Annotated in this window: 24 protein-coding genes, 2 tRNA genes and 2 pseudogenes; 11 read left to right on the top strand and 17 right to left on the bottom strand. The window is 58.3% G+C overall.

The window, feature by feature from the left end:
- From pncC to VSS37_RS04195, 9 genes are all read left to right on the top strand, one after another.
- On the top strand, positions 1-483 hold the full coding sequence (pncC, locus tag VSS37_RS04235) for a nicotinamide-nucleotide amidase (protein WP_324693437.1): 483 nt from the start codon (positions 1-3) through the stop codon (positions 481-483).
- A 44-nt stretch (positions 484-527) separates the two neighbouring features.
- Positions 528-1571 (top strand): recombinase RecA, encoded by a 1044-nt coding sequence (recA, locus tag VSS37_RS04230; protein WP_324693435.1) that lies wholly within the window; start codon positions 528-530, stop codon positions 1569-1571.
- On the top strand, positions 1571-2029 hold the full coding sequence (locus VSS37_RS04225; protein ID WP_324693433.1) for a regulatory protein RecX: 459 nt from the start codon (positions 1571-1573) through the stop codon (positions 2027-2029). Before recA ends, VSS37_RS04225 begins: the two co-directional genes overlap by 1 nt.
- A gap of 18 nt (positions 2030-2047) precedes the next feature.
- Complete coding sequence (gene alaS, locus VSS37_RS04220) at positions 2048-4663, top strand: alanine--tRNA ligase (protein WP_324693431.1); 2616 nt, start codon at positions 2048-2050, stop codon at positions 4661-4663.
- 42 nt (positions 4664-4705) lie between these two features.
- On the top strand, positions 4706-5926 hold the full coding sequence (locus VSS37_RS04215; protein ID WP_324693429.1) for an aspartate kinase: 1221 nt from the start codon (positions 4706-4708) through the stop codon (positions 5924-5926).
- Positions 5927-6207: 281 nt separating this feature from the next.
- On the top strand, positions 6208-6408 hold the full coding sequence (gene csrA / locus VSS37_RS04210; RefSeq protein ID WP_324693428.1) for a carbon storage regulator CsrA: 201 nt from the start codon (positions 6208-6210) through the stop codon (positions 6406-6408).
- A 57-nt stretch (positions 6409-6465) separates the two neighbouring features.
- Positions 6466-6556 (top strand) — tRNA-Ser (locus tag VSS37_RS04205).
- Positions 6557-6637: 81 nt separating this feature from the next.
- A tRNA-Arg gene (locus VSS37_RS04200) sits at positions 6638-6714 on the top strand.
- 163 nt (positions 6715-6877) lie between these two features.
- Positions 6878-7027 carry an Arm DNA-binding domain-containing protein gene (locus tag VSS37_RS04195; protein WP_324693426.1) on the top strand — a complete coding sequence of 50 codons (150 nt, stop codon included), beginning with the start codon at positions 6878-6880 and terminating at the stop codon, positions 7025-7027.
- Positions 7028-7046: 19 nt separating this feature from the next.
- Here VSS37_RS04195 and VSS37_RS21795 read toward each other — a convergent pair.
- From VSS37_RS21795 to VSS37_RS04160, 9 genes and pseudogenes are all read right to left on the bottom strand, one after another.
- Positions 7047-7343 (bottom strand): annotated as a pseudogene (locus VSS37_RS21795) (IS1 family transposase); the annotation flags it as partial.
- Positions 7283-7585, bottom strand: a complete 303-nt coding sequence (locus VSS37_RS21790) for an IS1-like element transposase (protein WP_375339125.1) — start codon at positions 7583-7585, stop codon at positions 7283-7285. The gene VSS37_RS21790 and the pseudogene VSS37_RS21795, both read right to left, overlap by 61 nt.
- Before the next feature lie 136 nt (positions 7586-7721).
- Positions 7722-9467: an ABC transporter ATP-binding protein gene (locus VSS37_RS04190; protein ID WP_324693425.1), complete on the bottom strand. Its 1746-nt coding sequence runs from the start codon at positions 9465-9467 to the stop codon at positions 7722-7724.
- Positions 9468-9505: 38 nt separating this feature from the next.
- On the bottom strand, positions 9506-10735 hold the full coding sequence (locus VSS37_RS04185) for a TIGR03862 family flavoprotein (RefSeq protein WP_324693423.1): 1230 nt from the start codon (positions 10733-10735) through the stop codon (positions 9506-9508).
- On the bottom strand, positions 10735-11508 hold the full coding sequence (locus VSS37_RS04180; protein ID WP_324693421.1) for an ABC transporter permease: 774 nt from the start codon (positions 11506-11508) through the stop codon (positions 10735-10737). The genes VSS37_RS04185 and VSS37_RS04180 overlap by 1 nt, the downstream gene beginning before the upstream one ends.
- A complete protein-coding gene (locus VSS37_RS04175) occupies positions 11505-12434 on the bottom strand; it encodes an ABC transporter ATP-binding protein (protein WP_324693419.1) in 930 nt (309 codons plus the stop codon). Before VSS37_RS04175 ends, VSS37_RS04180 begins: the two co-directional genes overlap by 4 nt.
- A 181-nt stretch (positions 12435-12615) precedes the next feature.
- Positions 12616-12690 (bottom strand): annotated as a pseudogene (locus tag VSS37_RS21785) (IS1 family transposase); the annotation flags it as partial.
- Between the two features lie 170 nt (positions 12691-12860).
- Complete coding sequence (locus VSS37_RS04165; RefSeq protein WP_324693415.1) at positions 12861-13811, bottom strand: glycosyltransferase family 2 protein; 951 nt, start codon at positions 13809-13811, stop codon at positions 12861-12863.
- A 1-nt stretch (position 13812) separates the two neighbouring features.
- Entirely contained in the window at positions 13813-15330 is a 1518-nt protein-coding gene (locus VSS37_RS04160; RefSeq protein WP_324693413.1) for a DUF6056 family protein, read from the bottom strand.
- Between the two features lie 208 nt (positions 15331-15538).
- Between VSS37_RS04160 and VSS37_RS04155 the strand changes: the two genes are divergently transcribed.
- Positions 15539-16384: a hypothetical protein gene (locus VSS37_RS04155; protein WP_324693412.1), complete on the top strand. Its 846-nt coding sequence runs from the start codon at positions 15539-15541 to the stop codon at positions 16382-16384.
- Between the two features lie 53 nt (positions 16385-16437).
- On the opposite strand, the gene moeA is transcribed toward VSS37_RS04155, so the two are convergent.
- The 7 genes from moeA to efp all read right to left on the bottom strand — a co-directional run bounded on the left by moeA (position 16438) and on the right by efp (position 23715).
- Positions 16438-17700, bottom strand: coding sequence for a molybdopterin molybdotransferase MoeA (gene moeA / locus VSS37_RS04150; protein WP_324693411.1), 1263 nt, complete (start codon positions 17698-17700; stop codon positions 16438-16440).
- A gap of 40 nt (positions 17701-17740) precedes the next feature.
- The gene (nhaA, locus tag VSS37_RS04145; protein WP_324693410.1) at positions 17741-18913 is read right to left on the bottom strand and encodes a Na+/H+ antiporter NhaA; all 1173 of its coding nucleotides are present in this window, start codon (positions 18911-18913) and stop codon (positions 17741-17743) included.
- Between the two features lie 63 nt (positions 18914-18976).
- Entirely contained in the window at positions 18977-19924 is a 948-nt protein-coding gene (secF, locus tag VSS37_RS04140; RefSeq protein ID WP_324693408.1) for a protein translocase subunit SecF, read from the bottom strand.
- 15 nt (positions 19925-19939) lie between these two features.
- Positions 19940-21793 carry a protein translocase subunit SecD gene (gene secD / locus VSS37_RS04135; RefSeq protein WP_324693407.1) on the bottom strand — a complete coding sequence of 618 codons (1854 nt, stop codon included), beginning with the start codon at positions 21791-21793 and terminating at the stop codon, positions 19940-19942.
- 68 nt (positions 21794-21861) lie between these two features.
- The gene (gene yajC, locus VSS37_RS04130; protein ID WP_324693406.1) at positions 21862-22194 is read right to left on the bottom strand and encodes a preprotein translocase subunit YajC; all 333 of its coding nucleotides are present in this window, start codon (positions 22192-22194) and stop codon (positions 21862-21864) included.
- Between the two features lie 34 nt (positions 22195-22228).
- Entirely contained in the window at positions 22229-23149 is a 921-nt protein-coding gene (gene epmA, locus VSS37_RS04125) for an EF-P lysine aminoacylase EpmA (protein ID WP_324693405.1), read from the bottom strand.
- Positions 23146-23715: an elongation factor P gene (gene efp / locus VSS37_RS04120; protein WP_324693404.1), complete on the bottom strand. Its 570-nt coding sequence runs from the start codon at positions 23713-23715 to the stop codon at positions 23146-23148. Before efp ends, epmA begins: the two co-directional genes overlap by 4 nt.
- An 82-nt stretch (positions 23716-23797) precedes the next feature.
- Between efp and epmB the strand changes: the two genes are divergently transcribed.
- Complete coding sequence (gene epmB, locus VSS37_RS04115; RefSeq protein WP_324693403.1) at positions 23798-24784, top strand: EF-P beta-lysylation protein EpmB; 987 nt, start codon at positions 23798-23800, stop codon at positions 24782-24784.
- 5 nt (positions 24785-24789) lie between these two features.
- On the opposite strand, the gene VSS37_RS04110 is transcribed toward epmB, so the two are convergent.
- Positions 24790-25707, bottom strand: a complete 918-nt coding sequence (locus VSS37_RS04110) for a Rossmann-like and DUF2520 domain-containing protein (RefSeq protein ID WP_324693402.1) — start codon at positions 25705-25707, stop codon at positions 24790-24792.
- Positions 25708-25724 lie beyond the last annotated feature (17 nt).

Here is a 25724-nt window from a genome sequence, read left to right as displayed (position 1 = left end):
ATGCTGGATGAGTTACTCCTACAGCTAGCTGAAACCCTGAAAAAGAAAGGCTGGATGCTCGCCACTGCCGAATCCTGTACTGGCGGCTGGATAGCCAAGTCCTGTACGGATCTGGCTGGCAGTTCAGCCTGGTTCGAGCGCGGCTTCGTCACCTATAGCAACGAGGCCAAGCAGGAGATGCTGGGCGTCAGGGCAGAAACACTGGCGGTGTACGGCGCGGTCAGCGAAGCGGTGACGGCGGAAATGGCGTCAGGAGCCTTGCAGCGCTCCCACGCCCAGGTGTCGGTTTCCGTCAGTGGAATCGCCGGGCCGGGTGGTGCCACTCCCGCCAAGCCTGTCGGTACAGTTTGTTTCGGTTGGGCTGCGCAGGGCAGTGCTGTACGTACCGAAACCTGCCATTTTGAAGGCGACCGGGACTCGGTGCGCAGGCAGTCAGTTGAACATGCGTTGCGGGGTGTGTTTCATAGTTTAGATATGGAATAATCCCCGCTTCCACCACCTAAATAGAGAATTAAGGAGTTGTCCGCATGGACGAGAACAAGAAAAAAGCCCTAGCCGCCGCCTTAGGCCAGATTGAGCGCCAGTTCGGCAAGGGCGCGGTCATGCGCATGGGGGACGCCAACGCGGTGCGCGACGTGGATGTGGTTTCCACCGGCTCCCTGACGCTGGACATTGCTCTGGGCATTGGCGGTTTGCCAAGAGGGCGCGTCGTTGAGATTTATGGGCCGGAATCTTCCGGCAAGACCACGTTGACCTTGCAAGTGATTGCGGAATGCCAGAAGGCGGGCGGCACTGCGGCTTTCGTTGACGCAGAGCACGCGCTCGACCCCATTTACGCACAAAAATTGGGCGTCAATGTGGATGACCTGCTGGTTTCCCAGCCGGATACTGGCGAACAGGCGCTGGAAATCGCCGATATGCTGGTGCGTTCCGGGGCTGTGGATATTGTGGTCATCGACTCGGTGGCGGCGCTGACGCCAAAAGCTGAAATCGAAGGTGACATGGGCGATTCCCATGTGGGTTTGCAGGCCCGTTTGATGTCGCAGGCGCTGCGCAAGCTGACTGGCAACATCAAGCGTTCCAACACGCTGGTGATTTTCATCAACCAAATCCGCATGAAGATTGGCGTCATGTTTGGCAATCCGGAAACGACTACTGGCGGTAATGCGCTGAAGTTTTATGCTTCCGTGCGTCTGGACATTCGCCGCATCGGCGCAATCAAGAAGGGCGACGAGATCACCGGCTCCGAAACTCGGGTTAAAGTCGTCAAGAACAAGATGGCACCGCCGTTCAAGCAGGCGGAATTCGAAATCCTCTATGGCGAAGGCATTTCCCGCGAGGGCGAATTGCTGGATTTGGGCGTCAAGCAGAACTTGGTTGGCAAGGCTGGCGCATGGTACAGCTACAAGGGTGAAAAAATCGGTCAGGGCAAGGATAATGCCCGTGGCTATCTGAAAGAACACCCGGAAATTGCCGCCGAAATCGAGCAAGCCATCCGTGCTGAAGCGTTGAACATCGATATGTCCAGTGGTGTCGAGGAAACCAATGCCGCTGGGGATGACGCTATCTGATGGCGGAAGGCGCGCATGACTGCGAAGTTGTGGCCGTGCGCCTGCTGGCAAACCGTGAGCATTCCCGTCGGGAACTCGCGCAAAAGTTGCGTCAACGTTGCGATTGCGATACAGATGGCCTGAATGCGCTGTTGGATCGTTTGCAGGCGCTGGATTATCTGAATGATGCCCGTTATGCAGGCATGTTTGTGCGCTCATCCATCGTGCGGGGGCGTGGGCCACAACGGATTGCCTACGAATTGCGGGATCGCGGCGTGGATGACGCCATTGCCGCACAAGCATTGGCGGAAGCCGATGTGGATTGGCAAGCGCTGGCTGGTGAGCAGCGCGAAAAAAAATTTGGCAGGGTGATTCCTGCTGACTACAAGGAACGCGCCCGGCAGTCACGATTTCTCGCCGGGCGCGGTTTTTATACGGACACGATCAAAGCTGTTTTCCAACGTCGCCCGGAAAATTAGGCCGGTGTGGGTAGAGTCATGACAACTGCTGAATTAAGACAAAAGTTTCTCGATTTCTTTGCTGGTAAAGGGCATGAAATCGTTCCTTCCAGTTCATTGGTGCCGGGTAATGACCCGACCTTGCTGTTCACCAACGCAGGGATGGTGCAGTTCAAGGATGTGTTCCTGGGGCTGGACAAGCGTCCGTATGCGCGGGCGACCAGCTCCCAACGCTGTGTGCGCGCTGGCGGCAAGCATAATGACCTGGAAAATGTCGGCTATACCGCCCGCCATCACACCTTCTTTGAAATGCTCGGCAATTTCAGTTTTGGCGACTATTTCAAGGAAGACGCCATCAAATATGCCTGGGAGTTCCTCACCGAGGTATTGCGGTTGCCTGCTGGCAAGCTATGGGTGACGGTCTATGCTGAAGATGACGAAGCTTATGCTATCTGGACCAAACAGATAGGCGTCCCGCTTGACCGCATTACCCGCATTGGCGACAACAAGGGTGCACGGTTTGCCTCCGATAACTTCTGGCAGATGGGCGACACCGGCCCGTGCGGCCCATGCACCGAAATTTTCTACGATCACGGCGAGCATATCTGGGGTGGGCCACCGGGGACGCCGGAAGAGGATGGCGACCGTTACATTGAAATCTGGAACCTGGTGTTCATGCAGTATGAGCGCACCAAAGATGGTGCCATGATCCCGCTGCCCAAGCCTTCTGTCGACACTGGCATGGGCATGGAGCGTTTGGCGGCAGTGTTGCAGGGTGTGCACAGCAATTACGAAATCGACTTGTTCCAGAATCTGTTGAAAAAGGCGGCGGAGCTGGCGGCTCCTGGCACTGACCCGGACAGCCCTTCGCTTAAAGTCATTGCTGACCATATCCGTTCCTGCGCGTTCCTGGTCACGGATGGCGTGCTGCCGTCAAACGAAGGGCGTGGCTACGTGTTGCGCCGCATTGTCCGCCGCGCTATCCGCCATGGCTACAAGCTGGGAATGGCCTCACCGTTTTTCTACAAGATGGCGCAACCGCTGGTGGATGAAATGGGGCAAGCTTATCCGGAACTCGCTGCCGCACAGGCGCGGGTGGAAGACGCGCTGGAGAAGGAGGAACGCCGCTTCGCCGAAACGCTGGAGCAGGGCATGAAAATCCTTGAGGATGCGATTGCAGGTTTGTCTGGCGACACCATTGATGGCGAAACCATCTTCAAGCTTTATGACACTTATGGCTTCCCGGTTGACCTGACCGGCGACATCGCCCGCGAACGCAACCTTAAGCTGGATGAGGCCGGTTTCGAAAAGGCAATGGATGCGCAGCGTGAACGCGCCCGCGCCGCAGGCAAATTTGGCGCAGGCTATGGCGAAAAACTGGATGTCAGTGGCACAACCGCTTTTCATGGCTATGACGTGTTGCAGGAAACCTCGACAGTGACCGCGCTGTTCCACAATGGTGATGCGGCCAACACGCTGCGGGCGGGGGATGAAGGCCAGATCGTGCTTGACCACACGCCATTCTACGCTGAATCCGGCGGCCAAGTGGGCGACACCGGCGTGTTGTCCAATGGCAAGGCGGTGTTCCGCGTCACCGACACGCGCAAGCAAGGTGCCACTTTTGTGCACTTCGGTAAACTGGAGTCCGGTGAACTCGCCGTGTCAACGGAAGTGGCTGCGGAAGTTGACGCTGAACGCCGTCAGGCCATTATCCTCAACCATTCCGCCACGCATTTGATGCATGCGGCTTTGCGCCAGGTGTTGGGCGCGCATGTCGAGCAAAAAGGCTCGCTGGTGACTCCTGAGCGCCTGCGTTTCGACTTTTCGCATCCCGAGCCGGTCAGCGCGGAACAGGTCGCCGCAGTTGAGGCCATCGTCAACCGCGAAATTCGCCGGAATGCGGCGACATCCGCCCGCATCATGTCGATGGATGCCGCCAAGCAGGAAGGCGCGATGGCGCTGTTTGGTGAAAAGTATGGCGACGAAGTGCGGGTGCTGAAGATTGGCTTCTCCACTGAACTGTGTGGTGGCTGTCACGTCAACCGATCTGGCGACATTGGCCTGTTCAAGGTTGTCAGTGAAGGCGGCGTCGCCGCCGGTGTCCGCCGTATCGAAGCCGTCACCGGTGCTAATGCGTTGGATTGGCTGAACGATGTCACCAGCCGTCTCGACAACGTCGCCCGCCTGCTCAAGTCCAACCCGACCGAAATCGGCGACAAGCTTGACGCCATGTTGCAAAAGAACCGCACACTGGAAAAGGAGCTGGAGCAACTGAAAGGCAAGATGGCTTCCCAAGCAGGCTCCAGCCTTGCTGACCAAGCGATAGAAGTCGGTGGTCTGCGCGTATTGGCGGCCAATCTGGAAGGCGCTGACCCCAAATCCCTGCGTGACACCGTTGACCAGCTGAAAAACAAGCTGGGCAAGGCTGTGGTGATTTTGGCTACCGTGACGGACGGCAAAATCAGCTTGGTGGCTGGCGTGACCAAGGACGAATCCGCTCGTGTCAAGGCGGGTGAGCTGCTGAATTTTGTCGCCCAACAAGTTGGCGGCAAGGGCGGTGGCCGCCCGGATATGGCGCAAGGTGGCGGTACGGATGCCGCAGCGTTGCCTGCTGCGCTGGCCTCAGTGCAGGGCTGGGTGGCGGAACGGGTTTAATGGTTTTATTTGATCGTTTCATTGATAGGTAAACAGTAAAGAATGGCACTGATCGTACAGAAATATGGCGGCACTTCCGTTGGCTCCCCCGAGCGTATCGAGGCCGTTGCCGACCGGATCATCCGCTGGAGACAAAAGGGCAATGACGTCATTGTGGTGGTTTCAGCGATGTCCGGTGAAACCAACAAGCTGGTTGGGTTGATCAATGCAATCAACCCGCAAGGCTCCGAGCGGGAAAAGGATGCAATCCTGTCGACTGGCGAACAGGTGACGATTGGCCTGCTGGCGCTGGCGCTGGAAAAAAAGGGCCAGCCTGCGCGTTCCTATACGGGCGGGCAGGTGCGCATCCTGACAGATGATGCCCACACCAAGGCGCGTATCCTGGATATTGACGCTGAACCCATCCGCAAGAACCTGGCGGATGGCAAGGTGGTGGTGGTGGCCGGTTTCCAGGGGGTGACGGAGGATGGCAGCATTACGACCTTGGGGCGCGGTGGTTCCGATACGACCGGCGTGGCGTTGGCAGTGGCGCTCAAGGCGGATGAATGCCAGATTTACACGGATGTGGATGGCGTGTATACGACAGACCCGCGTGTTGAACCGAAAGCGCGGCATATTCCGGCCCTGACGCTGGAGGAAATGCTGGAAATGGCCAGCCAAGGCTCCAAAGTGCTGCAAATCCGTTCTGTCGAATTTGCCTACAAATATGATATGCCTATCCGCGTGCTTTCCAGCTTTGATGAATTTGACGAAGGTAAAAGCACCCTGGTTACTCGTGAGGAAGATGTAATGGAAGAAGTATCCGTCCGTGGTATTGCGTTCAACCGTGATGAAGCGCAACTGACAGTGACCGGCGTGCCTGACCGCCCTGGTGTGGCGTACCAGATTTTGGGGCCGATTTCAGACGCCAATATCGAAGTCGATATGATCGTGCAAAATATCGGTTCTGATAGCACGACGGACTTTACCTTCACCATCCATAAAAACGATTACGCCAAAGCTCGCCAAATCCTCTGCAAAACCAGCGAAGCATTGGGCGCCAAAGAATGTAATGGTGACGAGAGCATTGCAAAGGTGGCGATTGTCGGCGCGGGGATGCGCTCCCATGCCGGGGTTGCCAGCAAGATGTTCAAGACGTTGGCGGATGAAGGCATCAATATCCGCATGATTTCCACTTCCGAAATCAAGGTTGCGGTTGTCATCGAGGAAAAATACTTGGAGCTGGCGGTGCGCGTCCTGCATTCGGCATTCGGTTTGTCATAATTTTTTGCTGTTTTTTAAACTTAACTTTACACCTTAAGGCCACTGTTACGCTTCTTGTTCGGTGGCCTTTTTTATCATGGCATGAAATATTTAAGCGCGATTGTTAATGTTTGTTGTTGAAATCATACATTGGTAAAAATACAACGTGCCATGCTAATAGTTAAGCTTAAGTTAAGTGCTTATATGGGATTGTTCAACTTACCAGCGGTTGTCGGTGAGACTTGTGGGTCATCACGGGGCTTTTTGGACTTATAAATGCAGCAATATGGAGATTATGCGGTATGTTGATACTGACACGGAGGGTAGGAGAGACCCTCATGATTGGGGATAATATAAGCGTTACGGTGTTAGGGGTTAAAGGCAATCAGGTACGTCTGGGTATTAACGCGCCGAAGGATGTTGCTGTACATCGTGAAGAAATCTTTGAACGTATTCGTCATGAGCAGCTTGATCCTGTTGCGGTCGAAGAAAACGTAAATTAGGGCTTTACGTTCCTTCGTCTTGAAGGTATTCTTACCGCCTTCACTGAAGTACCCAATGGAAAGGTGGCCGAGAGGCCGAAGGCGCTCCCCTGCTAAGGGAGTATGGGCCAAAAGCCCATCGCGGGTTCGAATCCCGCCCTTTCCGCCATTTCAGTTTCAGGCTGAAAAAGTTTTGAAATTGAGCTTGACCGGGTTCGGTGAAATGCGCATAATGCGCCGCTCATTCAGCGCATCCGTAGCTCAGTTGGATAGAGTACCTGGCTACGAACCAGGTGGTCGGAGGTTCGAATCCTTCCGGATGCGCCATTTATTCTATCGAAGAAGAACGACAATAACCGGAAGCCCGCTACACAGCGGGCTTTCTCGTTTCTGGACTACCCGACAATGATCGGCAAAAGACGGCAGCAGCCAGTAAAAAAACGGTATAGTTGACGGTATAACCTGCCTGCTGCCATTGGATACCGTCACCATGAAACGAATCCTCACCGATACGGCTTGCCGCAATGCCAAACCCACACCAGACGGCAAGCTGAAGAAACACACCGACGGCGGTGGCTTCTACCTGCTGGTAAGCAGCACCGGCAAATGCTGGCGCTATGACTATCGGGTCGTGATTTAGAAGAGTTGAAAGAACTCCTGTTGATAAGCTCGCCGATGATTTTGTCATGCATTTCCACTGACTTTGAGAAACAGATGGTCTTGCGTTGCAGGCGCTTGATCCGGGTGCGGTTGTGAGGTTCTGACACTCAATGCTTTGGGCGAACTTTTTGCTGGCCGGGTGCTTGTCTTCTGGCAACAGGCGCTCATAAGCCCCCCCAACCATCGGTGCAGAACAGGCGGAAGTTGAAATGTTTCACCCTATCCAGCAGTGTTTTCAACGTTTCATCGGCCCGGGAGCCAAACGCATAGGCAAAGACCCGTTTGAAATGGGGCGACCAGGCATACCAGGGTCAGCGTTGCTGGGATTTGTTGCCAACATACGGCCACTGTTCATCCATCCCGCACACCAGCCCCTATTTTGGTCTTGCCACTGGCTTCGTTGGACGGGATGGGGGAGACGTCGGTGGGGTGAGTTTTTTAAATGGGCGATGACCGTGGTGATGCTGATCCCCAGCACGCGCCCGGTGTCCCGGACACCGGAACCGTTCATGGCCATATCGCTGATCTTGTCCGTCACACCCGTAGGCAGAATGATACAGCCCAGGAAAACCGAGCCGATCAAGATGCGGGGGCTTTAGCTCCGAAGTCCACCAGGCTCTGGATCAAACTGCATTCAAAGTGTCCATCCATCACTTTCCGGCTGGGAGGAATGGCTAAGAATCCGTTAGCAGGAATTCGCCGCTTTGGTGCCGCCACATTTCGGCATAGCGGCCATTGAGCGCCAGCAATTCAGGGTGGGAACCCTGTTCAATAATCCGCCCGTTTTCCAGCACCACAATCCTGTCCATACGCAGGATTGTGGCCAGCCGGTGGGCAATGACCAGCGCTGTCTTGTGTGCAATCAGTTCGAAAATGGCGGTCTGGATTTGCTGTTCAGTGAGTGAGTCCAGCGCGCTGGTGGCTTCGTCCAGCACCACGATTGGGGCATCGTCCAGAAAGGCGCGCGCAATCGCCACCCGCTGCTTTTCCCCGCCGGAGAGCTTCACGCCACGTTCGCCAACCAGGGTGTCGAAGTTCTGCGGCAGTTTGTTGATGAACTCCAGCGCCTGCGCCTTGCGGGCGACTTCATGCAGCTGCGCATCGCTGGCCGTCTTGCCCAGCAGGATATTGTCGCGGATGCTGCGGTGAAACAGTTCCGGTTGTTGCGGCACCAGCGAGAGTTGTGAACGCAGCGATTCCAGGGTGAAATCCTGCGCATCGACGCCATCGAACAGGATTCTGCCCTGTTGCGGCTCGACAAAGCGGAACAGCAGTTTGGTCAGCGAGGTTTTGCCGGAGCCGGAATGGCCGACCAGCGCCACCTTTTCGCCCGGCCTGACATGCAGGTTGAAGCCGTTGAACAACCCGGTTTCGCCATATGCAAAGCCGATATTTTCGAACCGGATGTCGCCACGGCTGATGACATGCGGTTGCGCGCCCGGATTGTCCTGTTCCACATCCGCCTGCCGGAACACATCCGCCATTTCGCGCGCATCCGCCAGCACGGTGAAAAAGCGGCGGAAATCGCGCCCGAAGTCCCACAAGCGCCGGATCAGCAGCAGCAGGATGCTCTGGAACAGCACGAATTCGCCGATCTGGAAATTGCCCGACTCCCATTTGCGGATCATCAGGTAAACCAACAGCAGCTCAATCCCGGATGCCAGCAGCCCCTGCACGGCGAAGGAGACGAACATCAGCAGCCACGCCACATTGCGCCGCTGGTAGGATTCATCGGCGATGGCGCTGATATTGCTGCGTTCCTGCTGTTCCAGCGCGAAGCTTTTGACGATGGAAATATTGGCGATGCCATCCGAATAAGCGCCGCCGAGCTTCGAATCCAGCGCCGCCACGCGGGTGTCGAATTTCAGCTTCCACACCAGGTAGCCAGCGCTCCAGCCGATAAAAATGATCACCCAGACCAGGAAATACAGGGCGAAGCGCGGCTGCTGCTGATAGAAAATGACAAAGGCGAGGGCGATCTGCAACAGGCTGCCGTAAAACTGGAAAATCAGCCAGTCGATGACGGTTTCGAACGCCTTGATGAAACGGTTGGCCTGCTTGACCAGGCTGCCCGCGAAATTGTTCTCGAAAAAGTGGTAACGCTGGCGCACCAGCACTTCGAAACAGCGTTTGTCGAGCAGGTTCAACCCCCAGCTCTGGAACATGATCATGCCCAGCTCCAGCGCCCGCCAACTCAGCCAGATGCCGACGTACATCAACCCGATCCAGCCCAGGCTGTGCAGCAGTTGTTGCGCGGTTTCCGGGGAAGAGGGCTGCGCCAGCCCGTTGGCGATGTCCTTGTAGAACAGCGGCACGGCAACATCCAGCCCGACGCCGCCGCTGATGCCCAGCATGACAACCAGAAACCAGCCCCATTTCTGGCGGATGATGGCGCTGTATTCACGAAAGATGATGTCCATGCGCGCATGGTAACAGAGGAGGGGAAATCCTGCCGCTTTCAGGCGGTGGTTTGGGTTTGCAGCCAGCGGATGGCACCTTGCCCGGCTTGCCGTCCGGTCGCAAAGCAGGCGGTCAGCAAATAACCGCCGGTGGGGGCTTCCCAGTCGAGCATTTCGCCCGCGCAAAAGACGCCGGGAAGCTGGCGCAACATCAGGTTCCCGTCCATGCCCTCAAACAGCGCGCCGCCTGCTGTGCTGATGGCTTCATCGATGGGGGTGGTGGCGGTCACGGTGACAGGAATGGCTTTCAGCGCGGACGCCAGCCGGAAACAGTCCGCCGCCTGTGCGTTGCCCTGCGTTTCAAACAACAGGGCGGTTTTGGCCCCATCCAGCTTGAAGCGGCTTTTCAGGAACGCGCCCAGCGTCTTGCGGGCGGGTTTCTGGCGCAGGGCGGATTCGATTTGCGCATGGGTGTGGTTCGGCAGCAGATCCAAATGAAAGGTGGCGCTCCCACCCGCTTGGATCAGGCCGCGCAGGCGGGCAGAGAAGGTGTAGACCAAGCTGCCTTCCACCCCGCGTTCCGTCAGGATCATTTCGCCCATGCGGGTTTCAGTCTGGCCGCTTTGGTCGGTGAGGCTGAGGGTGACGGACTTCAGCGGGGAACCGGCGAAACGGCTGCGCAGGTGCCCGCTCCAGTTGCACAGAAAGCCGCAGTTGGCAGGTTGCAAGGGCGCGACCGGGACGCCTTTATCCACCAATAGCCTGACCCAAGCGCCGTCGCTGCCGAGCTTTTTCCAACTGCCGCCGCCCAAGGCCAGAATGGCGGCAGCATAAGGCGCCGCAACCGTTGTTTGCGGGTTCTGGAAAAGCAACCGGCCTTGCGCATCCCAACCTTGCCAGCGGTGGCGGGTATGCAGGCGCAAGCCTTGGTGTTTCAGGCGCGCCAGCCATTTCCGCAGCAGTGGGGCGGCTTTCATTTCCTGGGGAAACACGCGCCCGGAAGTGCCAACGAAAGTTTCCACGCCAAGCCCCGCACACCATTGGCGCAGTTCCGCCGCGCCGAATGCCGTCAATAATGGCTGCAATTCCGGCTGGCGTGCGCCGTAACGGCGGCAAAAGGCGTCGAAGGGTTCGGCATGGGTAATGTTCAGCCCGCCGACACCCGCCAGCAGGAACTTGCGGCCAACCGTCGGCATGGCGTCGTACAGGTCAACCGCATGCCCAGCGTTGAGCAATTGTTCGGCGGCCATCAGCCCGGCAGGGCCACCGCCGATGACAATGGCGCCCATCAACTGCGGGTCCCCGTCCCCTTGTCCAACAGATACAGGCTGTACCCACCCAGTGCGAGGATGAAGGCCATGATCACGCAGTAACTCACCCATACCGGCATGTCGGCGATGCCTAGGATGCCATAGCGGAAACCGTTCACCATATACAGCACCGGATTCAGCAGCGATGCTTTTTGCCACAGCGGCGACAGCATGCTGATGGAGTAAAACACCCCGCCGAGGTAGGTCAACGGCGTCAACACAAAGGTCGGGATGATGTTGATGTCGTCAAAATTGTTGGCGTACACCGCATTGATCAGCCCCGCCAGGGAGAACAGGGCGGCGGTCAGGATGATGATGGAAGCCATGATCCAGAAGTGCTGCATGTGCAGTTGGGTGAAAAACAGCGACACCACCGTGACGGCGACGCCGACGGCGATCCCGCGCGCCACCCCACCGCTGACAAAACCGGCCAGGATGATCCAGTTGGGGATGGGCGAAACCAGCATTTCAGCGATATTGCCCTGAAACTTGCTGCCATAGAACGACGCCACCACGTTGGCGTAGGCGTTGGTGATCACCGTCATCATGATCAGCCCGGGCATGATGAAGTCAATATAGCGGTGGCCTTCCATATCGCCAATCTGCGAGCCGATCAGGTTGCCGAAGATCACAAAATACAACGACGTGGTGATGACCGGCGGCAGGATGGTCTGCTTCCAGATGCGGGTGAAACGCAGGACTTCCTTGATGAGGATGGTGTAATACGCGATCCATTTTTGTTGTGCATTCATGGTTTGTTGCCCTCCAGCAGTTCCATGAACAATTGCTCCAGACGGTTGGTTTTGTTGCGCATGCTGTGGACTTCCACCCCGTGAAGGTTGAGGAACTCGAAGACCCGGTTGAGGGAGTAATGCTCCTTGTGATAGGAGACTTCCAGCGTGGTCGGGTCCCGCAGGTGGCAGTGGCACAGGTTGCTGCCAGTGGCGGGCAATGACGCCAGCGGCTCGGCCAGGTCGAACACATAGCTTTCTGTGTCCAGGCGGTTGAGCAGTTTTTTCATGCTGGTGTTTTCAATCATTTCGCCCTTGTCGATGATGCCGATATTGCGGCACAGGCTTTCGGCCTCTTCCAGATAGTGGGTGGTGAGGATGATGGTGGCACCGTCGGCGTTCAGCTTGCGCAGGAACTCCCACATGGAGCGGCGGATTTCAATGTCCACCCCCGCCGTCGGCTCGTCCAGGATCAGCAGGCGCGGCTGGTGGATCAGTGCGCGGGCGATCATCAGGCGGCGTTTCATCCCGCCGGATAATTTGCCCGCCTGTTCCCGGGCCTTGTCCCACAAGCCCAGCTGTTTCAGCAAGGGTTCGGCGCGGGCCTGGGCCTCCTTGCGCGGAATGCCGTAATAGCCACCCTGGTTCATCACGATTTCGATGACAGGCTCGAAGATATTGAAATTGAACTCCTGCGGCACCAGCCCGATCTGCGCCCTGGCCTGTTCGCGCTGGGTGTCAATGTCGTAGCCGAAAATGCTGACCTTGCCCGCCGTCTTGTTCACCAGCGAACTGACAATGCCGATGGTGGTGGACTTGCCTGCGCCATTCGCCCCCAGCAGGGCAAAGAAATCCCCTTGCTCCACCCGCAGGTCGATGCCCTTGAGGGCGGCGAAGCCATTGCTGTAGGTCTTGCGTAAACCCTGGATGTCGAGTGCTGTTGCCATGCTGGAATCCTGCCGAAAAGATGCCGGATGGTAGCATGTTCCCGCTGCAAGGCATAAAGCCACACTGTCTTTCCGCTATACCGGGGCGGACAGGATGTTGGGTTGTACCTGGTTTGTTGGCTTCATACAGGCAGTCCAGTTGGAAGCGGTGATGGCAGTCCCGACAACGGTGACGCTGGATGCCGCTGCGCGCTTCGCCATGGCGGTAGACCCGTTCACTTTCACAGGATGGACACTTGGCCAGGATGCTTGCCATCCTAACCTCCCAGGACAAAAGGCCAGCATACAGCTCTGCCGCTTTCAGCTCATCTAAATCACGACCTGCTCACTTCTTGCTGTGTCCGGAGAGGCTGGGCCGGATCAGTTTTGAGTTTCTCAAAATTGACCGGACGAAGATAGCCCGTGCAGTCTGTCGCCGGATTCGGGTCAGGTTTTGGTGTCGAAGCCCACTGTTGATTTCACCAGATACACCGGCCTGCCTTTCACCTCCACGAACACCCGGCCCAGGTATTCCCCCAGAATCCCCAGCCCGATCAGGATAATGCCGTTGAAGAACAGGATGACCGAGAGGGTGGAAGCGTAGCCCGGCACATCCACGCCCAGCAACAGCGTCTTGCCCATCACCCATAGCAGGTAGCCCAATGAAAACAGGGATAAAGCGACGCCGAGATAGGTCCAGACCCGCAGGGGAGCGGTGGAAAATGAAAAAATCCCATCCAGCGCGAAATTGAACAGTTTCCACAACGGCCATTTGCTGCCGCCGGTTTGCCGGGGCGGGCGGGTAAATTCGAGGGTTTCGCTGTGGAAGCCCGGCCAGGCGAGGATGCCTTTCATGAAGCGGGTTTTTTCCGGCAGTTGCCGCACACATTCGACCACCTTGCGGTCTATCAGGCGAAAATCTCCCACATCCGCAGGAATCGGGATGGCGCTAAGGCGGGAAATGATGCGGTAGAACCGCCGTGCCGCCCAGCGTCGGGCGGCTGAATCCCCAGGCCGCGCCTGACGGTGCGCCAGCACGATCTCGGCTCCTGCTTCCCAGCGCGCCACCATGCACGGAACCAATTCCACCGGATCTTGCAGGTCGGCATCCATCGGGATGACGGCGTCGCCGCTGACGAAATCCAGCGCCGCCGTCAGCGCGGCTTCCTTGCCGAAATTGCGGGTCAGGCCGATGACCTTAAGGCGTGGGTCGGCGTTCGCCAGCACTGTCAGGATAGCCAAGGTATCGTCGGTGCTGCCGTCGTCGACGAACAGGATTTCATACGGATGGCCCAGCGTCTCCAGTACGGGGGTAAGGGTCTCCACGAAATGCCGGATGCCCTTTTGCTCATTGAAACAAGGCACGGCGATGGAAATCAGGCCGGAACGTTCTTGCATGCTACGGGGCTTCTTCGGGTGAGGTTTGCGTCCAGGCCGGGGATGGCGGATGCATTCTCGCTTGGCGTGGCTTGGTTTGTCCGCGTTTGCGCTTGATCCGGTCTAGGTCAAAATAGCGCGCGTAACAGACATTTCGCCAGTCAAACGACAGCGGCAGGATGTCGTTGAAGTAAAGCGAGCGCGGATATTCGCCTTCAAACGCAGGCACAATCAGGCGGCGCTGGCCCTGCTGATGCGCTGCATCGATCAGGGCGTAGCGTTGCTGGATATAGGCGTTGAAGGCGGGTGCGGCATGCCGCCAGTCCAGCAGGGCGTGCTGGAAACTGCCGTTGGCGTAGGTCGCCAGCGCAAACAACACGGCCACTGCCATGAATGCGCCGACCCTTCCAGGCCGCGCCAGCCCGGTTTCCCGCCAGCCGGGTGGCAGGAAGTACAGCGTGAATGCCCCTACGGTAAACAGCCAGCCGCACAGAAATACGAAATAGATGGCGTCCACTGTGCGAACCGGCGGCCAGCCGCCCATCGACCACCAAGCCGGAAACTCCAGCAGTATCGGCGATAGCAGCGTACCGGCGGCAAGGGCTAGCAGGCTCCTTTTCCGTGGCCGGAATTGCCGCTGGCCGTTGCGCAGCAGCAGGAGGGTCAGGAATGGCGTCAGCGCAGTGGCCAGCAGAAAGACGGGGCTTTGCGCCCAACCCAGGATAGTCCATGCCCCCATGATCAGGCTGCCCTGCATGGCGCGCAACAGGTCGTGCCCGTAACGGAAGGTGGATTCACGCACTGTATTTCCAGGTGCGAAATAAACAACCGCACTACAGGCTGCCGCGACGATGAACAGCAGTAGCCATGGCCACGCCATGCGCCAGCCCTTGGACAGGCTTGCCAACAGCGTGACAGCGACAGCGGTGGCGGCCATCAGCATCCCGGTTTCGTTTGCACCAATCGCCAGTGTCAGGACGAACGCCAGTGTGAGGAGGGTGGCGCTGCCCCGTTTTGCTTCGCGCTGGTGGTCGGCAAGCTGGAACATCAACCCGGCCATCAGCAACAGCAGGATATTGGCCGTCAGGTAGGATAACGAGCCCGCCATCCAGTACAGGCTACTGGCGGGGCTGCGCAGCCCCAGCACATACACCGCAGTAAAGGCGAGGGCAGCGACCACGGCCACGTTGGCATTCATGCGGATCAGGAATAGCCGTGACAGGCAAAACGCTGCCGCCGTAAACAGTGACAGCAACAACAACAGGGCAATGAATTTGTAACCGTACAACAGGCCGCCGGACAGCAGTGGGTAAATGGCGTACAGGGTGTTGCCGGAATAACGCCCGCTCCATTCCTGATAATGGTTCCACAGATGCGTCCACAAGCCTTCCCGGCGGACACCTTCAGCCATGCAGAAATCATCAGCGGACGGCTGCGCATATTGCCCCAGCGCAATGAACAGCAGGATGGCCGCCAGTGCGGCCAGCGCCAGCAGGCTCAGGGCAAGTTTTTCGGTTTTGAGGGAAATAACGGCGTTCATAGGGAATGGTGCTATCGGTTGCAGGTTTGCCGGATTCTACTCGCCGGAACATTACGGGTTAATATCACTTGTTGCCAGGGTAGAAGCTTATATGTGATTATGAGTCCGGCTTTCTGTTGGCTTATTAGGCAGTATGACAAGGCACAGGGAGCTGTTTTTCTTCCAACACATCGGATCGACACCATCGTTAAATGAAGAGAGGGATTACATGAAACATACAAAAATAGCCATTTTGCTGGCGGGATTGGCGGTTTCTGGCATGGCTTCCGCCGATTTTATGGACGGCTTTGATAATGGCAATGGCACTGGCCAGGGGTATGGCGCTGGCCAGGGCAACACCAGTGGCTATGGGCAAGGCTATGGTTCTGGTGCCAGCGATGTTTCCGGTTGGGGGCGTGGCAAGGGCAATGCCGATGGCGATGTCGATTTCACCATCACCTTAAAGGGTAAAGGCAAGACCGACATGGGTTCTGACCTTTACGGGCGGGGCCGAGGCGACACTGCCGCCAATCTGTATGGCAATGGCTACGGTTATGGCAATGGTTATAACAACCTGTACGGTTACAGCAATTCTTACCAGAACAACCCATGGGGTTACGGCAATGGGATGCCCGGTTATGGCATGCCGATGATGCAGCAAACCCCTGCTGCACAAGGCCAGGCTGCTGCTCCGGCGCAGGCCATGCAAGCCCCACCGATGGCTCCGGGCTACGGCTATGGTATGCCGCCGATGATGCAGGCCCCTAGTTTCGAGCAAATCTATCAGCAGATGTTGATGCAACGCGCCCAGGCTGACGCGTTCTTCAAAATGATGGAAGGGCACCGCAAGGCAATGGCAGAACAGCAAAAAGCAGCTGCGAAAGCCGCCGCCACTCCGCCACCTCCTGCGGCTGAAGCAAAAGCCGCTGCCCCGGTTGGGGAAGCCAAACCTGCGCCTGCTGCTGCGCCAGCGCCTGAAGCCGCTGCTGCGGCTCCGGCAGTTGAGCCAGTGCCAGCAGCATCGCCGGATATGCCGCCGCCACCTCCACCGCCCGCGGCTGCACCAGCGAAGTGACCGGCCTGGAACAAGCGACCCAAAAAGGGCTGCGTTAGCAGCCCTTTTTCGTTTTACAGCAATCCTGCAAACGGGATGATGGGGACGGTGGCCCCCGCTTCCACGTTCCCCCATTCCTGCGGTAGGGCGATGAAGCAGTTGGCTTGGCTCATGGAGCGCAGGATGTGCGAACCTTGCCCGCCAGTGCTGCGCACCCGCCATTGGCCGTTGGCGTCGCGTTCACAGACGCCGCGCTGAAAGTCTTTGCGTCCGGGGGCTTTCTTGAGCGGCGTTTCACAAATGGCGGGGAATTCGGGCGTGACCGGCAGGCTTTCGCCCCGCATCCTGAGGATGGCCGGGCGCACGAACAGGATGAAGGTCGCCATGACCGACACCGGGTTGCCGGGCAGGCCGAAGAAGCAGCAGTTTCCCAGCGTGCCGAACGCCAGTGGTTTGCCCGGTTTGATGGCGATTTTCCAGAAATCGACTTGCCCCAGTTGCCGCAGGGTCGCGGTGACAAAATCGGCTTCACCGACTGAGACGCCGCCGCTGGTGATGAAAATATCGGCCATCTGGCTGGCTTGCCGGAAGGTGTGCTCCACCGCTGCGGGCGTGTCGCGTGCCACGCCCATGTCGATAATGTCCACATCCAGCTGTTGCAGCATGCCGTACAGGGTGTAGCGGTTGCTGTCGTAGATTTCACCCGTCTGCAAGGTTTCGCCAATGCCTTTGAGTTCGTCGCCAGTGGAGCAGAAAGCCACACGCGGGCGGCGGATGACATCCACTTCACTGAAACCCTGCGAAGCCAGCAGGCCGAGATCCGCCGCATTCAGCTTGCGACCTGCCGCCAACATGGCGTCGCCCGGCTGTAGGTCTTCGCCAGGGTGGCGGATATGTTCGCCTGGTTTCACCTTGCTTAAGACCCGGATGCTGTCGCCGTCGCGCTGGACATTTTCCTGCATCACCACGCTGTCAGCACCTTCCGGCGCCACCGCGCCTGTCATGATGCGCACACATTCGCCCGCCTGCACGGTGCCGGAAAAAGGGTGGCCTGCAAAGGAGCTGCCAATGACACGCAGCATCTGCCCTGAGGCCAAGTCGGCATGGCGCAGGGCGTAGCCGTCCATGGCCGAATTGCGGTGTGGCGGCACGGCGATGCGGGCGGTGAGGCCATGCGCCAGGATGCGTCCGGAGGCTTGCCGCAGCCCCACCCGTTCGCAGGCCTGCAAGGGGCTGATGGCGGCGAGGATGCGTTCCTGCGCCTGTTCCTGCGTCAAGACGCCCGCTGCTGGGGCATCGCAGGAAACGGAAGAGGGTGTGTTGTTGACATTGCTCATATTGTTGTGATTGGCGGTTGTGGATGGAAGGCCGAGTATATCAGCCGTGTTTCCGTAACCGCCAGCGCAGCAGCAGGTAGCCGGTCAGCGCGGAAGCGGTTGAACCCAGCAGGATGCCAATCCGGTCATTGACGGCGTACCCCAGGTCGCTTTGTTCGAATGCCAGCGAGCTGATGAACAGGCTCATGGTGAAGCCGATGCCTGCCAGCACCGCGACGCCATACAGTTCCCACCAATCCACGCCCTGCGGCATTTTCGCCAGCCGCAGTTGGACTGCCAGCCAACAAAACAGCATGACACCCAGTTGTTTGCCGATGAACAGCCCAGTCATGATGCCCAGCGGAACCGGATGCAATAGGGCGTCCAGTGACAAGCCAGCGAGGGATACGCCCGTGTTCATGAAGGCGAACAGCGGCAGGATCACGAATGAAACCGAACCGTGCAGGTCATGCTCCAAGCCCTCGGCGACCGTGTGCGGTTCTCCTGGAGCCGCGCGCAGGGGAATGAAAAACGCCAACAGCACCCCGGCCAGCGTGGCGTGGACGCCGGATTTCAACACCGCCACCCACATCACCAGCCCGACCAGCAGGTAGGGGGACAGGGACAACACGCCGCGCCGGTTGAAGGCATACAGCGTCAGCAGGGCTGCCATGGCCACCAGTAAGGAGAGGACTGACAGCTCCACCGTATAAAACAGCGCAATCACCACAATGGCACCAAGATCGTCGACGATCGCCAGCGTCAGCAGGAACAGCTTCAGCGCAGGCGGTGCCCGCTTGCCCAGCAGCGACAACACGCCCAGCGCAAAGGCGATATCCGTCGCTGCCGGAATGGCCCAGCCACGCAGGTTGGCCGGATCCTCCCAATTGAAAGCGGCGTACAGCAGCGCAGGCGCAATCATGCCGCCAATGGCCGCCATGACGGGCAGGGCGGCTTTGGCCGGGTCAGCCAGTTCACCGTGAAGGATTTCGCGTTTGATTTCCAGCCCGACCAGCAGAAAAAACAGCGCCATCAGGCCATCGTTGACCCATAGCAGCAGGGGCTTGGCGATTTCCAAGGCACCGATGCGGACTTCAACCGGGGTGGAAAGCAGGGCGTCGTAGAGAAGTTGCGCCGGGGAGTTGGCGGCTATCATCGCCAGCAGCGTGGCGATCACCAGCAAAATGCCGCTGGCGGATTCGAGTTTGAGGAAGTGTTGGAATGCCTGTTTCATGCGGGGCATTGTCCCCGCAGACGTGCTGCAGGGACAAATAACACCATTGATACAGGCTTAATTTCAGACAACAGAACCGTCGGCGTTCATGCCTTCGATTTTCTGCTCCTTCTGGATCATGTGTTCGCGCTTGAGGCCGAACAGCAGCAACAACGGCGATGCGACCAGCACGGAGGAGTAGATGCCGAACATGATGCCGATGGTCAGCGCCAGCGCGAAATTGTGCAGCGCTTCGCCCCCGAACCACAGCATCGACAACACCATGATCTGGGTGGAAAGGTGGGTGATGATGGTGCGGGACATGGTGGTGGTGATCGCGCTGTCGATCATGTCCGGGATGCTGGCGTCGCGCATGGTGCGGATGTTTTCCCGAATCCGGTCGAACACGACCACCGATTCGTTCACCGAGTAACCGAGGATCGCCAGCACGCCCGCCAGCACCGTCAGGTCGAACTGCCATTGGAAAAATGCGAACAGGCCAAGGATGATCACCACGTCATGCAGGTTGGCGATGGCGGCGGAAACGGCGAAGCGCCACTCGAAACGGAACGCCAGATAGATGATGATGCCTGCGGCCACCAGCAGCAACGCCAGCCCGCCGTTTTCATACAGTTCCTGGCCGACCTGCGGGCCGACGAACTCAACCCGGCTCAGTTTGACGTCCGGTGCCTGGGTTTGCAGGGTTTTCATGACCTGCTCGCTGACTTGCGCGCCGCTCAGGCCCTCTTTCACCGGCAAACGGATCAGCACATCCTGCGATGTCCCGAAGTTTTGGACGGCGACTTCGGAAAAGCCTTCCCCCTTGAGCGACTGGCGGATGTTTTCCAATGGCGCGGCCTGTGCGTAACGCACTTCCATGACCGTGCCGCCGGTGAAGTCTACCCCGAGGTTCAGGCCGTAGAAGGCCAGTGCAAACACGGACAACAGGAAGGTGATGAGTGAAATGGCCGTGGTCACCTTGCCATACCGCATGAAGGGGATGGCTGTTTTGAACGGAAATAGTTCCAACATGATGATGGCTCCCCCTTAAATGGAAATTTTCTGTAGACGCGGTTTGGAACCGTAAAGTAGGTTCACCAAGGCGCGTGAAACCGTGACGGCGCTGAACATGGAGGTCAAGATGCCTAGGCACAACACGACGGCAAAGCCTTTGATCGGCCCAGAACCCAGCATGAACAGGGCAACACCCGCAATCAGGGTGGTCAGGTTGGAGTCGAGAATGGTGCCCCAGGCATGTTCATAGCCTTCGTTGATGGCCACCTGCGGTGGTTTGCCCGCCCGCAATTCCTCACGGATGCGCTCATTGATCAACACGTTGGCGTCTATCGCCATCCCCAGGGTCAGGGCGATGCCCGCCAAGCCGGGCAGCGTCAGGGTTGCCTGTAGCATGGACAACAACGCGAACAGCAGGAAGCCATTGATGCCCAGCGCCAAACTGGCGGTAATACCGAACATGCGGTAATAAACGATCATGAAAATAACGACGGCGATAAAGCCCCAAATATTGGAATTGAAGCCTTTGGCGATATTTTCCGCCCCCATGCTGGGGCCAACCGTGCGTTCTTCCACGATGTACAGCGGGGCAGCCAATGCGCCAGCGCGCAACAGCAGGGCGAGGTCGCGTGATTCCTTGGGGGAGTCCAGCCCGGTGATCTGGAAGCGTTTGCTCAGTTGCTCCTGGATGCGCGCCACATTGATGACTTCTTCCTTGGTGGTGCTGGTTTTTTGTGGCTGGCCGTTGACTTCCTTGGTTTCAATCTTGGTTTCGATGAACACCACCGCCATCAGTTTCTGCACGTTTTCACCCGTGACTTTGGCGAAACGGCTGGCACCTTTGCTGTCCAGCGTGATGTGCACGGCGGGGCGGTTGTTCTGGTCAAAGCCGGAGGAAGCGTCGGTGATATAGTCACCAGTCAGCATGACTTTGCGCTTGAGCAGGATCGGGCTGCCGTTGCGTTCCTTGTAAAGCTGGTCGCCAATCGGGATATGGCCACTCTGCGCCGCATCCGCCGAGTTGTTTTCCTCGTCCACCAAGCGGAATTCGAGGGTGGCGGTGGCACCGAGGATTTCTTTGGCGCGGGCAGTGTCCTGCACCCCGGGCAATTGCACCACGATGCGGTTGGCGCCTTGCTGCTGGATGACGGGTTCCGCCACGCCCAGTTCGTTGACGCGCTTGCGCAGGGTGGTGATGTTCTGTTGCAGGGCGAATTTCTGGATATTGGCCATGGCAACCTGGGAAATGCTGGCCTGTAGGTCGCTGCCACCATCCGGGGCAGTAAATTGCAGGGTGTCGCGGTATTCCGGATTGAGGACTGCCAGGGCGGCGTCCCGGGTTGCAGGGTCGCTGAATTTGGCCACCAACATATCGCCTTCACGGGAAATGCCTGTATAGCGAATGTCTTTTTCGCGCAGAAAATCCCGGAACTCGTCTTCATAGCGGTCAATTGCCTTGTCGACCGCCGCCTTCATGTCCACTTCCATCAGGAAATGCACCCCGCCGCGCAGGTCGAGGCCGAGGAACATCGGGTTGGCGTTCAGCGCCCGTAGCCATGAAGGGGTGGATGGGGCGAGGTTCAGTGCCACCACATACTGCTCGCCGACCGCTTCCTTGAGGGCCTCGGAGGCTTTCAACTGCACATCGGTGTCATCAAAGCGGAACAGCGCCAGTTGGCCACTGTTTTCGCTGCCGCGGAACGTCAGCCCTTTGGCCTTCAGCGCCTCTTCAAAACGCTGCATGTCGGCTGGCTGGATAGCCTGCTCAACTTTGGGACTCAATTGCACGGATGGGTCGGAGGGGAAGAAATTGGGTATGGCGTAAATGATCCCGACCAGCAGGATCACGCCGATCATGAGGTACTTCCAGAGTGGATAGCGGTTCATTGTTATAGGATTCCGTTAAAGCAAAACCACCCCATGCGCCCCGGCATGAGGTGGTTGGAAGGAAGCGATTATGCGCTTTTCATCGTGCCTTTGGGCATGACGGAGGAAATCGCCTGTTTTTGCACCTTGATGGTGACGTTGTCAGCAATGCTCAATTCAATAAAGTTTTCGCTGATGCCAGCTATTTTTCCCAGCACGCCACCGCCAGTCACCACTTCGTCGCCCTTGCTGAGGGCTTCCAGCATTTGTTTGTGTTCCTTGGCGCGTTTTTGCTGCGGGCGGATGATCATGAAATACATGATGGCGAAAAAAACAGCCATCATCAGGATCATTTCCAGGCCGCCACCTGCGGGCGCTGCGGCTGGGCCGTCTGCATAAGCGTTGGAAATCAGAAAGTCCACGTTCAAACTCCTTGAATATTATTTTCGGCGGCTATTATGCCACCTCCCACGGAAAAGGGATAACCTGTTTGATGTCATCCACCTGCATCCTGCACATCAACACCCGGTCAATGCCGACGGCGACACCGGCGCATTCTGGCAGGCCGGTTTCCAGCGCCGCAAGAAAACGTTCGTCGATGGGGACGCCATCAGCACGGGTGGCGGCGTCCTGCTCCAGTATGCGGCGGTTTTGCGCGGCGCTGGTCTGTTCCTGGTAACCGTTGCCAAGCTCCAGCCCGCCGAGGTAGGCCTCGAAACGTTGCGCCACCCATTGCCCTTGGCTTTGCTCCAGTTGCGCCAGCGCGCTTTGGCTTGCCGGGTAATGGTGGACGAAAGTCAGCCGGTCGGTTGGAAACTGCGGCTCCACACAGTGGGTCAGCAGCAGGTCGCGCCAGCCTTGCGCATCCATCTTGCTGTCGATATGGATGCCTTGCGCATGGGCGCAGACGGACAGTTCCGCCTCTCCAGCAATATGGGGGTCAATATCCAGTGTTTCAAGGAACAGGTCGCGGTAGGTGTAAAAGCGCGGCGGTTTTTGCAGATGGGGGATCAGGGTATGCAGCAACTCGGCGACTTCCTGCATCAGTTGTTGGTAAGTGAAGCCGACCCGATACCATTCCAGCAGGGTGAATTCGGGATTGTGGCGGGAGCCGCGCTCATCGCGCCGCCAGACCTTGCACACCTGGTAAATGTCGCCGGAACCGGCTGCCAGCAAGCGTTTCATCGGGTATTCAGGCGAAGTGTGCAGCCAGCGCAGCCCCTGTGGGGTGTTCACGCTGAAACTGTCGATGAACGGGTCAGTGTTGCCAGCCTGCGAAAGCGCCGGGGTTTCAATTTCCAGCACCTTGCGCTGTGAAAAAAAAACGCGCACCTGTTGGTACAGGGATGCGCGTTCCTTGAGTGCGGTCAGGTTCACGCCTTGACGCGGGACACGTATTCGCCAGTGCGGGTGTCAATCTTGAGGATTTCGCCTTCTTCCATATAGAGCGGGACCTTGACCACCGCACCGGTTTCCAGTGTGGCCGGTTTGGTGCCGCCGGTGGCGGTGTCGCCGCGCACGCCAGGGTCGGTCTGGGTGATTTTCAGTTCAACGAAATTGGGCGGGGTGACGACCAAAGGCACGCCGTTCCACAGGGTGACGATGCATTTCTCATTGCCCTTCAGCCACTTGACGGCATCAGCCATGGCGGCTTCGCCAGCGGACAATTGCTCGAAGTTGCCATTGTCCATGAAGTGCCAGAATTCGCCGTCGGTGTAGAGGTATTCCAGGTCGCGGTCTTCAACGTCAGCGCCTTCGGCGGATTCGTTGGATTTCCAGGTTTTTTCAACGGTACGGCCACTTTTGAGGTTGCGTACCCGGCAGCGGGTGAACGCTTGCCCTTTCCCCGGTTTTACGAAGTCACTTTCAACAACGACATAAGGGTCGCCGTCTATGATAATCTTCACACCGACTCTTAAATCATTTGCGCCGTAGGTGGCCATTGTCCATCTCCAAAAAATCGTCTGATCAAAATAGCCCGATATGATAACCGGAATTCAGGTAAAAAATCAGGTAGAAATTGCTTTGCCTGGGAAAGTCGCTTTGTGGCAGCGTGAACTGGCTGGAGCAGTGCGCGACCCGCAGGCGCTGGCTGAATGGCTGGATTTGGAGATGGCGGGCGTCAGCCTGGCGGCGGCGCGGCAATTCCGCCTGCTGGCGCCGCACAGCTATATGGCGCGGATGCGCAAGGGCGACTGGAACGATCCGTTGTTGCGCCAAGTGTTGCCGCTGGATGATGAATTGCGGGTGGTGGAAGGTTTCAACGCCGACCCGGTGGGCGACCAGGACGCCGTGGTGGCGGATGGCGTGCTGCACAAGTATCACGGGCGGGTGCTGCTGGTGACGACGGGGGCGTGTGCGGTGCATTGCCGGTATTGTTTCCGGCGGCATTTTCCTTACAGCGGTTCCAATCCGGCCAGGGGGGAATGGGAAGGGGCGCTGGCCTACATCCGCGCCAATGCGGATGTGCGGGAAGTGATCCTGAGCGGTGGCGACCCACTGACCCTGTCGGATGAACGGCTGGAAGCCTTGTTCCGGCAGTTGCGGGACATCCCGCATGTGCAACGGGTACGTTTCCATTCGCGTTTGCCGGTGGTGCTGCCGTCGCGGATTGATGCCGGTTTCCTGCGCGTATTGGAGCAAGTCCCACAGCAGAAGGTGATGGTGATCCACGCCAACCATGCGCAGGAACTGGCGGCAGGGGATGTGCGGGCGGCGTTGGCGGCGTTGCATGAAGCCGGGGTGACGTTGCTGAATCAGGCGGTGTTGCTGCGTGGCGTGAATGACAGCGTGCAAGCGCAGGTGGACTTGAACGAAAGCCTGTTTGCGCAGCGGGTGCTGCCGTATTACCTGCACTTGTTGGATCGCGTTGCCGGGGCGGCGCATTTCGAGGTGCCGGAAGTGGAGGCGGTGAAACTCCTGGATGAGGCGCGGAAGCGTCTGCCCGGTTTCCTCGTCCCCAAGCTGGTGCGGGAAGTGGCGGGCGAAAAGGCGAAAACGCCAGTGGGGTAATGCCTTCAATGCTGTTGCTTGGCCAAGCGGTGTAAACCCAACAGTTGTTCGATGGTGTGCAGGTCTGCCGCTGGTGCATGGCCTTGCTGCTGTGAAAGCTCCACCGCCGCCTGCCCCAGCAACCGGTACAAATCCGCATAATCCCCACGCCATGCCGCCAGCGCCTCAACCTGCCGCGCCACTACCGTATGATCCCCGCGCGCAATCGGCCCGGTCAGCGCCTGCGCCGTCCCCAGCCGGAAAATATTGCCCACTGTCCCCAGCACAATCGGCTCCAGAATCCGCATCGCCAGTTCACGTTCAACACCTGCTTGCCCGAAGGTTTGCAGGCTGATTTCTTGCAGCGCGACCAGGTAATTGCAGGCGATCACGCTGGCGGTGTGGTAGAGCGTCTTGTGTCCGGCATCGAGCGCAAAGCAGCGTGCGCCAATGGCGGCAAAAGCGGGTTGCAATACGGCCAGCGCGGCGTCGTCGCCTTCCATGCCGCAGAAGGTTCCGGCGAAATCCTGCACGGCGCGCAACGGGTCGGCAAAGCTTTTCACCGGGTGTGCGCTGGCAGTGTGCGCGCCAACTTCACTGGCGGGCTCCAGCAGGTCGGAGCTCAATGCGCCGCTGCAATGGAACACGCTATTGCCCGCCCGCAACACGCCGTTTGCTGCCAGTTCCGCACAGCAATCGGCCAGATGGTTGTCGGCGCAGCCCAGCAGGAAAACATCAGCCGGGGGCAGTTCCGCCATGTTGGCGACAGCCTGCCCGCCTTGCAGGAACGCCACCGCTTCCGCCGAACTTGCCTGCGAACGGTTGAGCACGCCACCCAGCCGGAAAACGCCCGCCGCCCGCCACAGATAGCCCAGCGTTTTGCCGACCTTGCCGCCGCCGATGATATTCAGGACAGGAACATTGCCTGCGGAAGTCGCTGTCATCTGTCGGGTTTCCTTTT

Source organism: Candidatus Thiothrix phosphatis, assembly GCF_035668035.1.
GTDB classification, from domain to species: Bacteria; Pseudomonadota; Gammaproteobacteria; order Thiotrichales; family Thiotrichaceae; genus Thiothrix; species Thiothrix phosphatis.
Note: the sequence above shows the minus strand (reverse complement) of the source record. Positions and strands in the feature narration are given on the sequence as shown.